Genomic DNA, 11,782 nt, shown 5'->3' on the forward strand with positions numbered 1-11,782 from the left:
AAAATATAAAATATATACCAATTTGAAAAATAATAGACCTAATAATTTAAAATAACAGCACATCATGATTACCATTTGAATCACTAACAGCATAATAGTTTGTAAAAAATGTCTTCTATTTCACCAGAAATAACAAAAATCACACACAAAAAATCATCAAAAAAACAACGTTTGCATCAACAAACTAACAAAAAAACAAACGTTGGTGTTATTTCCTCAAATCGTAGCCAATAAAAAAGGCAGTATCAACTGCCTTATTTATTAGCCATTGCGTCTATTTAGTTAGACGGAACAACACGTGTTGTGCTTCCTTGCTGATAAATGTCAACTCGCTGACCAACCCGGAAGATCATGTTAGGATCTACTTGCTGTACAACCGCAACTGTACGTCCGCTGTCTAGCTTAATAACAATGTTAACTCCTTGGCGTTTACCAACGGCATCACCAGCACTACTACCTAAAGCACCACCAGCAAGAGCACCACCGATTGCGGCAATATCAGAACCTGAACCACCACCAATCTTTGAACCTAAAATACCACCAATAGCTGCACCAGCAAGCGTACCGATAGTACTTTCGCCATCAGAACTCATTGTGACAGCATCAAGTTTAGTAATTGTACCCGTAGAAACAGTTTGCATAGTGCGAGCTTCACCAACATTATAAGCATCACCATAAGGGTTTTGAGCACAGCCAACGACACCTAATGACAACATCATTGCCACTGCAACCATGACTTTTTTATTCGATTTTGCTTTATGACTCAAAACAACCTCCTACTAATTTAAACGTAAGTTGACCTACTAAGTGTGGCTGTAAATTTAACATTTGCCACATCTTATTTACTGATGCCTTCTAATATAAAACAGCGTACATTTGTTTGCAAAAAAAGAGCACTTATATGCTCTTTTTATTTATCTTAACTACATTATTTTCGTGCTCGGCGCATTAACCAATAGCTGATCGCTGCAAAACCAACAAACTGCAACCATAACTGCCCCCAACGATCAATCTCTTGCGCAAAACTGGCACCAAGCTGATTAAGTCCAAGAAAGCCATTAATTGCCGCAGTAGACGGTGCTAATTGTGCAATATAGTTAATCGCCGCCGGTATCGCTGATGGCGGCCAAATAAATCCAGCACTAAAAACTAACGGTAACGAGCTTAATAGCACTACCAATGTGACTAATTCACAACGCGGTAATAACTGACCAAGCACCATACCTAACATGATCACTGCCAATAAAAACGGTATTGTCATCATGATCAAGTCATGAATCGATGCCAGCCTATTAACCCCATAGTAAACATAACTAAATCCAAAGTAATACATCACTAATGGTAAATAAATTAAGCTAAACAATATTGCTCGAACAGTCATTACCATCCAGATTGGATATTGTGCCCAATAACCCGTTTTACCTGCTGTACGTGCCTCATTCTCTGACGCTCCCATCATTCCTACACCAATTAATAAGGTTTGATGTAGAATCAACACAAACACTGCAGGTACAACATAGTTGATATACCCCATGGTGACATTAAATACAGGCCTCATATTAAGCTTCATTGCTGTAACATGCTGGCTCGCCTCAACGGCACCATCACCCATAAACATCATTCGATTTATTTTTGCTTTAACGGCTAATGCATTTCCTGCGCCATTTAAGCCTTCAACCACGGTACCATAAACCAAAAATAATGCTGCGTTACCAGCATAAGCTAACGTGGGACTGGTCCCCATCATCACATCACGATAAAAATGCTCAGGGATCACTAAAATGCCATCGACTTGACGATATTCTAAAGCCATTTTAGCTGCACTAATACTGCCAAGATGCTCAGTAATCGCAACTTGTGGTGTCGCATCAACCATACGAATTAATTCGCGACTCATCTGGCTATGATCCAAATTGACCACAGCGACGCGCTGCTCTCGCGGTAATTCATTAATATAAGGCAGTGGGTATAAAAACGAATAAAACACCACCCCACCAAAAACCGTAAACAATAACGAGAAATTACTGAAGATAGCTTTTAGTTCACACTTAAATAAGTTACCCCAGCTCATGATGATCTCCTTGCTGTGTCGATATCTTTGCTAATGCTTTATTGCGATGCATCAACATTAATCCCATCGCCACTAATAAGGCACACATAAAGCTCGTTAACACCAACAGTTGATGCGATGCTTGATACCAACCCGTACCATAATCAACTTGCTGTAATTGCACTTCGATATAATGGCTGACCGGCAACAATCCGCGCCATATTTTGGCAATAATCGGCATATCTGTTGCAGGAAAAGTGATCCCCATAAACGCAAATGCAGGCGCGGTATAAGCCGCAACAAAACTCATTGCGCGTGGAGCCTCCATCGCTACAAAATAAATCAAACTCCCCATGCTCTGGCAAGCAAACACCATCAGTATTTGGGCAACAATTAAGATCCCCCAATAGCCATGCATTGGCCAATCAAGCATCACATACATCCACCATAAAAACAGCAGACCTTGAATCAAAAACAAGCCCGAATACGCCAGTAATTTACCAACTAATTTTTGGCATGGAGTGTGCGCTAACCAACGCCATAATCCCTGTCCACGCGCTTCATGGACTAATGCCAATACTGTGGTTGCGACTATCAATATTTGCCAAATAGACGGAATAATAGCTGACACTAAAAATTGACCATAATGGCTATTACTATTGAACAATGGTGTGATTTGAGCACGAATAGGTACTGCTTGGCCTAACGCTTGCAGAGGCACTGATGCGCCAGAACTCATGTTCCTCATTGCCTCAACACTGGCGTTATAGGTTCCTTCAACTTGCAGCATCGCCGCAGAAATCAGTTTACCGATAAGGATAAATTGACCATTATAAAAAGTCGTTATCTGTGGCGCTTCACCAAGCTTAACGTCTTTTTCGTAATTATCAGGGATCACTACCATCGCATAAATATCATTGGCACGCATTGCAGCACTGGCAGTATGATCATCCGTAAATTGACGAGTAACCGCCATACTTGGACTGGCATCAATATACCGCGTCAATTGACGCGACATTTGGCTATGATCAAGATCAACCACGCCCACAGGCAAATTACGCGCAATACCAGTAGCAAAAATCGCCCACATTGTCAGAAACAGTATTGCAGGTAACCACACCACCAACGCGCGCAACCATTTATCTTGCCAAATCGTGCGCCATTCGGTTTTTATTGCTGAATAAATAGCCATATCATTACTCAACAAGGACACTCATACCAACGCGTAAACCCGCAATAGGTTGAGTCGGACGAGCTTCCACTTCAAATGTACGCATATCAAACCCTTTGGCAGTGTCAGTTGCTCGCCAGGTCGCAAAATCGCCCATCACAGCAACATGGGTTACTTTTAGCTGATAGCTTTTATTGCCTAACGCCGGAATCGTAACCTTAAAAGTTTTCCCTTCTTGGAAATCTTTCAGTTTATCTTCACGGACATTAAACACCGCCCATGCATCGCTAATATCGATAATATTCACCACAGGGAAACCTTGTGGGGCTAATTCACCATCATGCAATAGCACTTGTGATACTTCACCTTTATGCCAACTGGTCACTTTAGTATCAGCGACATACGCTTGTACTTCAGCTACAGCTCCCGCGGCCATTTTGACTTTTTCTTGAGCGGCACGTTTTGTTTCAACTCGCGCCCCTTCTTTGGCCATTTGATACATCTGATAAGCCGCACTTTCAGTAAATTGCGCCGCTTGCCATTGAGTGTAAACTTCATCGCGCTTTTGTTCTGCTAATACACCATCTTTATAAAGGTTGTTGATTCGAACATAGGTTTTTTGCATTAAAGCAGCCGCCGCTTTGGCTTTGCCCCATTGATCTTTTGCAGCTGCAATTTGTTGAATACGCGCCCCTTTTTCAGCTTCTTGTGCTAATGCGCCAGCTGCCTGCTCACCCGCTTGAGCTTGTTCTAATTTCGCATCAATTTCGGGGCTTAAAATGGTAAAAATTAATTGCCCAGGTTGTACTTCATCACCTTTACGAACTAATACTTTATCAATACGCCCTGGGACTTTAGAGGCGATATTATATTGCTGCGCTTCAATTTGACCTTGCATACGCTCAGGTTGAGGTTGGTAAGCATGCCAGAAGGTATAGCCGAGCCATCCAACCACCGCGATAACAGGAACAGCTATAGCAATTGCTTTTAACTTACTCATTATAATTTGACCTCGATCCCTTGATGTTGCTGATAATTTTTAAATGTGTTCATTTCGCCACTAATGGCAAGTAAGCGGGTTAAACATGCGACATATTGATAAGCCGCGGCTAACCGCTGGGTTTTAATACTGGCTAAAAACAATTCCGCATCGACCACATCAAGTGAGGTTGATAATCCTTGCCCAAACGCTTTTTCACGTAAACGCGTATTTTCATGAGCCAATGATAAACTTGATGCTAAACCGTTATATTCTTCTAGTGCTTGCTTAGCTTCACGGTAGGTTTTTTCAACCAAGACGGTTAAATCTTGCTGTGCTTGCGCTTGTAGATGGTTGACTTGGGTAACCATTGAATGGGCTGCACTTAATTTTCCTGAACGGCCGGAGTTATCAATCAATGGTACACTCACACCAACACCAACAGCCCAATCTGGGGCCATCGTTGCAGCTAAACTGCCGCTATCGTGCAAGTTATAATCACCGTAGACATAAACTTCAGGGTAATATTTGCCTTTCTCGACATCAATTAGCCCACCCGCTTGTTTACGTTTGGCATCTAAAATACGCAAGCCCGGATACGTTGCTAAGGTTTTATCTACAAATGCTGACATTGGTGGCAACGAATTATTAATAAATAATCCTGTCGAAGGAGTCGCGGGGGTAGACTGTTTTAATAGCTGCGTTAATGCTACTTGGGCTATTTCTAAATCTCGTAATGATTTCTGACGCTCAACTTTAGCTTTATCGTAAGCAGCTTGTGCTTGTAGACGTTCAACTCGCGCAATTTGGCCTTGTTGTTCAAGCTTCACCGCATCTTGATAATGACGTTTTAAGCCATTTTCTACTTCGATTCGAGTCTGTAATACATTTTTGGCCAATACCACCCCAAAATAAAAGCGCGATAAATCTTCAAATTTGGCTTGTTGTTGCATCGCTAGCATGTATTTAGCTTGATCAGTTTTACCTTGAGCGATATCTTGAGCTGCATTAATACGTCCACCAGTAAAAATCGGCCAAATCGCACGAATAGAACTGGTGAAGACATCGCGATCAGAAATATTAGCAGTAAATAATGAATTAAAATCAGTGCCAGTCGCTTGTGTAAGATCAGCAATAACTTTATTAAGAGCTTGGCCAGCAGCTGTATTTGAAGCTGGCATGCTGTCAAAAACATCGGAAGGGGACAATTTAATATCATTATCTAAACGGGTGTAATTGGCACCAATAGTAACTTTGGGCAAATACAGATCTTTGGCAGCATCTTGCATATATTGCGCTTGTTCAACACTAGCACGATCAGCGGCTAAGCCATCATTTGTTGTCACTACAGTATGCCAAGCATCATTAAAACTCACAGGCGCAGCATGTACAGTCGGCACGACTGCCAGTAGTACAATTGTCAATTGCTTTACCATTAATGGCCTTATTCTCATGTATTAACCCTTATCCTCTTTCCTTGCCTATGCGTCATCATAAATATAGAGCATATACTCTAAAAAATAAATTTTAACAGATTCTCTAATAATTTTTTATTTTAAAGAGTTATTTTGCTGATATAAATAATAACTCTATTTAAAGCAACAAACAAAATAGCCCACATAATGTGGGCTATTTATATTTAGTCGTAAAACTAACCGTAATCAAATTAATAATAATTAACGAGCTAAACGAATTAATGAACGTCCTAATAAACATTCTAATTCGGCAATACTTTGCTTACCATAACGTTGTTCACACAAAGTAAATAAACGCTCAATTCCACGGTGAGCAAATTCATGTGACGTTTCAGCAGAAGAAATATGGTGAAACAATAATCGTAAAATAGCGCGAAACTTTTCATCTTCCAGTGCCGCAGACCAACTGGTTGAAAATGCCTGCAAATCACCAGCGAGATCCAATTTATCAACAAAAAGATGATAAATGCGCCCATCAAGTGCATGCGCGAAATCTTGCTTCTTAGGAAAGTGGTGGCTAATACCTGTTCTTGATATTCCGGTTTGGTTACTCAAAGTGGTATACGACATTTTATCGTAACCTAACGTCAGTATTTGCTCTATCACTGCATCCATAATAGTCTGAATAGTGATTTCGGTGTCTTCTTTACTACGCTTTGGCATAATGCGTTGACTCTGTTTTAATCATTTTATGCAACGATAATATCCTTGACGTTCAATAATAACGTCAAGGATATTGGTTCGCTGTAGTATTACAAAATGTTTTTCGGTTAACTAGGGGTTTACCGCATAATTAACGATTAAATTTACGCGCATGTTGTTCAATATCACGGTATAAAATTTTAGTCCAATAAGGCTGAGTATTTGCTGCCAGCAATTTACCTTTTCTAGGATCATGTGGACTAATTAATACTTCGATATTATCAATCCCTGTTCGTTCAGCTAATAAAAACAGCTCTTCAATCGCATAATCACCCATGGCTAAACATCCAACTGAAGCTTCTTTACCATGAATAAAAATATTGCTGCCAGGTGATGTTCGTCCCTCTAATTGGGCATATTTACGATCAAATTCATTGGGATAATTGAGCTTCATCGATAAATGGTAACGGCTATTTGGATTCAATAGCGATACTTGATAAACACCTTCCGGTACCTGTTTATCACCTTCGCGCATTTTAGGCCCTATATGACCACTCATTTTTTGAATATCGTAACGCTTAACATAGAACCATTTGCCTTTTTCTTTCGCCCACAGTTCAACATTACGTTCCTGTTTCATTGCGAATAAAGCAATATTTTGAGGAGGATAAGTTAAGCCTACGCTTTCAAAGTAGCGTTTTAGTCTTGGCTCAACAAAAGGCGTATAGCGCTCCATGACATCAGTAATCGTACGGCTACCTGTTGGTGGGTATAGTGCATATGTTGATGATGGCGATGGAATATATAACGACTCAGCTAATGCATCACCTGTTGGTGTTAGCACTAACATTAATGGACAAATAACTTTCTTTAGCACACAACCCTCAATGATAATTTCTCTACGCGCATAATATTGCGGTAATTAACATAACGACCAACTTAAATCGCGCTAGTTTACCTGAATTATTGATTAAATAACCATCACTTTGTGTTCACATTATAGATTAAGTGTAAACTTACACCACGACAGTGATCTAACCTTCTAAAATCTTTACAATAGCTCTCATCAATTATATCCATTCATCAATGAGACAATTTTGTATACGTTAGAACAATTACGCTCAGGCAAGCTTAAAGGCATTACTCATTTAACATTAAGTGAGCAGCTAACCCAATTTCCAACAGAGATTCTAACACTTGCCGACAGCTTAGAAGTGTTAGATCTAACCAATAATCAGTTAACGCATTTACCTGATAGTTTCAGTCAATTAACCAAATTACGTATTATTTTTATTTCCAATAACTGTTTTACAGAATTACCGCCAGTGTTAGGCGCATGCCCTAATTTGGAAATGATCGGCTTTAAATCCAACCAAATTACTACCGTTACAGCCAACGCTTTGCCAAAAAAATTACGCTGGTTAATTTTAACCGATAATAAAATCACCGCTCTTCCCGAAGCGCTTGGTGACTGTATCTATTTACAAAAATTAGCATTAGCAGGTAATGCATTAACAGCACTACCACTTTCTATGAGTAAGTTAATTAACTTACAATTAATACGTTTATCTGCTAATGCATTGGCTGCATTTCCAAACCAATTGCTTGATTTGCCTAAATTGGCATGGCTTGCTTTTTCTGGTAATGACTTTAACCGCAACCAGCAAATCAATAATCCACTGCCTTATGTTGCTTCTACGGACTACCAACTTAATAAAGTATTAGGGCAAGGAGCCTCAGGGGTAATTTCATTAGCACAATGGCTGTCAAACCTACATCAACTTGATAATGAAATCGCTGTTAAGGTTTTTAAAGGACAAGTTACTTCTGATGGTTACCCGCAAGATGAATTAAATGCATGTTTAAAAACAGGCGCACATCCAAACTTAGTGGCTTCATTAGCCCAAGTGAATGAACCTAACTACCTCGCACTGATCATGGCATTAATTCCAGCGCATTATCACAATTTAGGTTTACCGCCGACATTGATGACTTGTACTCGAGATACCTTCCCTGCGCAATTTACACTGTCAATTGCCGCTATCGTGACGATTGTTGAACAAATGATCGCCGTTATTAACCATATGCAAGCACAAGGTGTTGCTCATGGTGATATCTATGCGCATAACGTTCTGGTTGACGATAATGCCAATATTTTGGTGGGCGATTTTGGTGCAGCATCAATTTATGATGACTTAGCGCTTGAGCAACAGCATAAAATTGCGGCGATCGAATGGCGCGCTGTGGGGTATTTTATCGAAGATTTACTCTCGATTTGCCAAGTTGATGATCAACATACACTTGAATATCAACAATTACACACTCAAGCTCAGCATTATATTGCGGGTTAATTATCATTAATACCCTGTTGCCTGTATCTTATTCAATTTATACAGATCACATAAATTGAGTAAGGTATAATTCAACAAAAAAACCAATAAAACCTTATAATTCAAAGTAATATAAAAACCATTTTATTCAAATAGCTAATAGTACTAAACAATTAGCATAATCTTACTTGACGCCAGCTTAGATAACAGCCTAAGTTTAACATTATAATAACATCCAGCAATCAATGATCCATTTGTTAAACGGAGTGCTTATGGCTCAACTGCAAACACCTGCTGACATGATTATCAAATGGGCAAATGAACGTCCTACCGATATTTATTTAAAACAAATCATCAATCGTCAATTTGTTAATTACACCTATGCCAGTGTTGCAGATAAAGCCCAACGTTTAGTCACCGCATTTCAGCTATTGGGTCTTCAACAAGGTGATCGCATTGCTTTAATTTCTAAAAACTGTGCCGAGTGGTTTATTTGTGACTTAGCAATGATGCTCGGCGGGTATATCAGTGTACCTATTTTTCCCACCGCAGGCGCTGATACTATCGCCCATTGCATTGAGCATAGTGAAGCTAAATTAATCATTATTGGTAAACTTGACAGCCCAAGTGCCATCAATAATGTCGTAGCCACCCATGCTAATATCCCCACGATTGCTTTTTCGTACCCTGGTACTCCAACATGCCAATATCAATTTGACGATTTAATTGAGCAGCATTTACCGACCTCAGAGCGTTGCTCACATCATGACACTGATTTAATGTCAATTGTTTACACATCAGGCACTTCAGGAATGCCTAAAGGTGCAATGCTCACTTACGGCGCATTTGTATGGTCGTCACAAAAAATCATTGAGCATATCGGCTTAAAAGACAATGAGCGCTTATTCTCATATCTACCATTAGCTCATATTACTGAACGAGTTTATATTTTTGGCTCTTCAATTATGTCTGGGTTACAAGTTGCGTTTCCAGAATCGCTTGATACTTTTATTGATGACGTAAAAATGCACCGACCAACAATTTTTGTGTCAGTGCCACGTCTTTGGACCTTATTTCAACAACGTATACAAGATAAACTTCCCCCAGCTAAATTGAATTTTCTGTTAAGTCTTCCTTTAATATCAACCTTTATTAAGCGTAAATTAGCGCAAGGGTTAGGGCTTGATAAAGCACGTGTACTTGGCTGTGGCTCTGCTCCTGTTTCAGCAGGCTTGTTACGTTGGTATGAAAGTATTGGCCTTAATATTACTGAGGCATGGGGAATGACAGAGTCATTTGCTTACAGTACTCTCAACCATCCTTACCGTAGCGATAAAATTGGTACGGTCGGCAATGCAGGCCCTGGTATTGAGATCAAAATCGCGGCAGATAAAGAGATACTAGTGCGCAGTAAAGGCTTATTTAGCGGTTATTACAATAACTCTCAAGCAACTCAAGCAAGCTTTGATAATGATGGCTGGCTATATACCGGTGATATCGGTGAGTTAGACAATGAAGGTTATTTAACCATTCAAGGGCGTAAAAAAGACACCTTCAAAACAGCCAAAGGGAAATTTGTTTCACCGGTGCCGATAGAAAAGCGCTTGATGGAATTAGGTAACTTTGAAATGGTGTGCCTGATAGGCTCAGGAATGTCAGCACCAATACTTTTAGCGGTAGCCCATGATTATCCTCAGTTTAATCATCAACGTTATGAAAAAAAGCTTATGGGCGTTTTAGCTAAAATAAATAACGAGTTAGAGTCCCATCAAAAAATCAAAGGTATCTTAATGATTAAAGAACCATGGACTATTGAAAATGGTATCTTAACTCCAACGCTAAAAATTAAACGTCACGTATTAGAACAACACTATGCAGATATTGATAATAATTGGAATAATGAACAAATTATCCATTGGCAACAATAACTAGTATTAATATTTTTTATTTCTACGTTTAAATATATAAACTTTGTGTCAATTTAAAAAATAATAAGTCAATTTTACATCAGTAAATGTGAATATTTATCTAACTAATTCAATCATCTAAATATATTTTATTTTATCTTTAATAAAAAACAATAGGTATTATATAACAGCATAAAGCATAGTATTAATACTGTTTTATAAAATAGATGTCGCTAAGATATAACTGGGTCACAATAGATAATGATATAAAGTAAAGCTGATACTAATTCAACTTATTGGTTTTCTTGAATTAGTATCATGCATAAAATATTAATAGATAACGATTCGCTTGGTATTTAGCCATTCAACCATGTCAAAATACTTCTCATGTACACGGTACATTGCAAAGAATTGAGTCGTGATTTCACCTTTTTCATTATAACAATGAACAAAGTTATCTAAATTTGAACGTTTACGCGCACCGAAGAACACTGACTTACCATCATCTAAGCGTAAAAAACGCTCAATATCGCCTTCATCGCAAATATCACGATCAGACATGACAAAAAATAAATTATCAAAATCAACGCGTTTTCTTCTGCGTTCCCATTTTTCTTTTACTTCAGCAAAAGATGAGTCATGAATAAAATGAATTTCAATATCACCTAGCTTACCTAGAATATAAGGATAAGAATCAATATATTTAGAACTTGTCGCTTGCTCTAGTTCTAATGATAAATAGTATTTAAGGTTTTCACAAAACTTCAGATAACAATCTGAATAGAAAAAACAACCCACCGTTGGTGAATTAAAAGGTTGAGCTAAATCGCTGCAAGTAAGACCACCGATACAGTTATTAGAGATCAAGCTAAAGTTTTTATTCTTTAATCTTGCTCGTAATTTCTTATTAACATGAGAACGATATACTTTATATAATGTTCTTTTATAGATATAAGATATAACGCGTTGAATCATCAAATAAACCTTAAAAAAATAATTAGACTATATAAGTGATATTGTTTAACACTCACTATAATAATAATTGGGAATTTTACTTATTGTATAAGTTACCAGCGAATAAAACAAATAAATAATATAAAATAAATTTATATACTAGTAGTGCAGTTAAATTGATTTTTTATATGTAACAATAAAACTAATTACTAATATCAATTATTGTTAATCAGCGCGACCCTCGGTGAGCGCACCGATTATTCTAACTTATTGC

The 11,782-nt window shown here is 38.3% G+C and carries 10 protein-coding genes; 2 read left to right on the forward strand and 8 right to left on the reverse strand.

Translation table 11 applies throughout. From position 1 onward, the window contains the following. Nucleotides 1-278: 278 nt before the first annotated feature. The 7 genes from BTN98_RS11700 to BTN98_RS11730 form a co-directional block, all read right to left on the reverse strand. Nucleotides 279-734: an outer membrane lipoprotein gene (locus BTN98_RS11700; protein ID WP_060996937.1), complete on the reverse strand. Its 456-nt coding sequence runs from the start codon at nt 732-734 to the stop codon at nt 279-281. A 194-nt stretch (nt 735-928) separates the two neighbouring features. Continuing rightward, nucleotides 929-2,071 carry an ABC transporter permease gene (locus BTN98_RS11705; RefSeq protein ID WP_060996760.1) on the reverse strand — a complete coding sequence of 381 codons (1,143 nt, stop codon included), beginning with the start codon at nt 2,069-2,071 and terminating at the stop codon, nt 929-931. Continuing rightward, nucleotides 2,058-3,242: an ABC transporter permease gene (locus BTN98_RS11710; RefSeq protein ID WP_060996938.1), complete on the reverse strand. Its 1,185-nt coding sequence runs from the start codon at nt 3,240-3,242 to the stop codon at nt 2,058-2,060. Before BTN98_RS11710 ends, BTN98_RS11705 begins: the two co-directional genes overlap by 14 nt. Before the next feature lie 4 nt (nt 3,243-3,246). Next, on the reverse strand, nt 3,247-4,221 hold the full coding sequence (locus BTN98_RS11715; protein ID WP_060996761.1) for an HlyD family secretion protein: 975 nt from the start codon (nt 4,219-4,221) through the stop codon (nt 3,247-3,249). Next, nucleotides 4,221-5,654, reverse strand: coding sequence for a TolC family protein (locus tag BTN98_RS11720; protein WP_060996762.1), 1,434 nt, complete (start codon nt 5,652-5,654; stop codon nt 4,221-4,223). The genes BTN98_RS11715 and BTN98_RS11720 overlap by 1 nt, the downstream gene beginning before the upstream one ends. A gap of 222 nt (nt 5,655-5,876) precedes the next feature. Further along, the gene (locus BTN98_RS11725) at nt 5,877-6,338 is read right to left on the reverse strand and encodes a TetR family transcriptional regulator (RefSeq protein WP_060996763.1); all 462 of its coding nucleotides are present in this window, start codon (nt 6,336-6,338) and stop codon (nt 5,877-5,879) included. 130 nt (nt 6,339-6,468) lie between these two features. Next, nucleotides 6,469-7,194 carry a L,D-transpeptidase family protein gene (locus tag BTN98_RS11730; protein ID WP_060996764.1) on the reverse strand — a complete coding sequence of 242 codons (726 nt, stop codon included), beginning with the start codon at nt 7,192-7,194 and terminating at the stop codon, nt 6,469-6,471. A 220-nt stretch (nt 7,195-7,414) separates the two neighbouring features. On the opposite strand from BTN98_RS11730, the gene BTN98_RS11735 reads away from it, so the two are divergent. Both BTN98_RS11735 and BTN98_RS11740 read left to right on the forward strand, forming a co-directional pair. Then, complete coding sequence (locus BTN98_RS11735) at nt 7,415-8,668, forward strand: leucine-rich repeat-containing protein kinase family protein (protein ID WP_060996765.1); 1,254 nt, start codon at nt 7,415-7,417, stop codon at nt 8,666-8,668. Nucleotides 8,669-8,946: 278 nt separating this feature from the next. Then, nucleotides 8,947-10,575, forward strand: a complete 1,629-nt coding sequence (locus BTN98_RS11740; protein ID WP_174545312.1) for an AMP-binding protein — start codon at nt 8,947-8,949, stop codon at nt 10,573-10,575. A gap of 309 nt (nt 10,576-10,884) precedes the next feature. Here BTN98_RS11740 and BTN98_RS11745 read toward each other — a convergent pair whose 3' ends face one another. Beyond that, the gene (locus BTN98_RS11745; RefSeq protein ID WP_060996767.1) at nt 10,885-11,529 is read right to left on the reverse strand and encodes a DUF1919 domain-containing protein; all 645 of its coding nucleotides are present in this window, start codon (nt 11,527-11,529) and stop codon (nt 10,885-10,887) included. Between the last annotated feature and the right edge of the window lie 253 nt (nt 11,530-11,782).

The sequence above is a fragment of the Photobacterium aquimaris genome (assembly GCF_002954455.1).
Taxonomy (GTDB): domain Bacteria; phylum Pseudomonadota; class Gammaproteobacteria; order Enterobacterales; family Vibrionaceae; genus Photobacterium; species Photobacterium aquimaris.

Coding starts and splice junctions, on each gene's coding strand:
- BTN98_RS11740 (WP_174545312.1), top strand. CDS start 8,947: ATGATTATCAAATGGGCAAATGAACGTCCTACCGATATTTATTTAAAA.
- BTN98_RS11720 (WP_060996762.1), bottom strand. CDS start 5,654: ATGAGAATAAGGCCATTAATGGTAAAGCAATTGACAATTGTACTACTG.
- BTN98_RS11710 (WP_060996938.1), bottom strand. CDS start 3,242: ATGGCTATTTATTCAGCAATAAAAACCGAATGGCGCACGATTTGGCAA.
- BTN98_RS11700 (WP_060996937.1), bottom strand. CDS start 734: ATGGTTGCAGTGGCAATGATGTTGTCATTAGGTGTCGTTGGCTGTGCT.
- BTN98_RS11745 (WP_060996767.1), bottom strand. CDS start 11,529: ATGATTCAACGCGTTATATCTTATATCTATAAAAGAACATTATATAAA.
- BTN98_RS11725 (WP_060996763.1), bottom strand. CDS start 6,338: ATGCCAAAGCGTAGTAAAGAAGACACCGAAATCACTATTCAGACTATT.
- BTN98_RS11715 (WP_060996761.1), bottom strand. CDS start 4,221: ATGAGTAAGTTAAAAGCAATTGCTATAGCTGTTCCTGTTATCGCGGTG.
- BTN98_RS11705 (WP_060996760.1), bottom strand. CDS start 2,071: ATGAGCTGGGGTAACTTATTTAAGTGTGAACTAAAAGCTATCTTCAGT.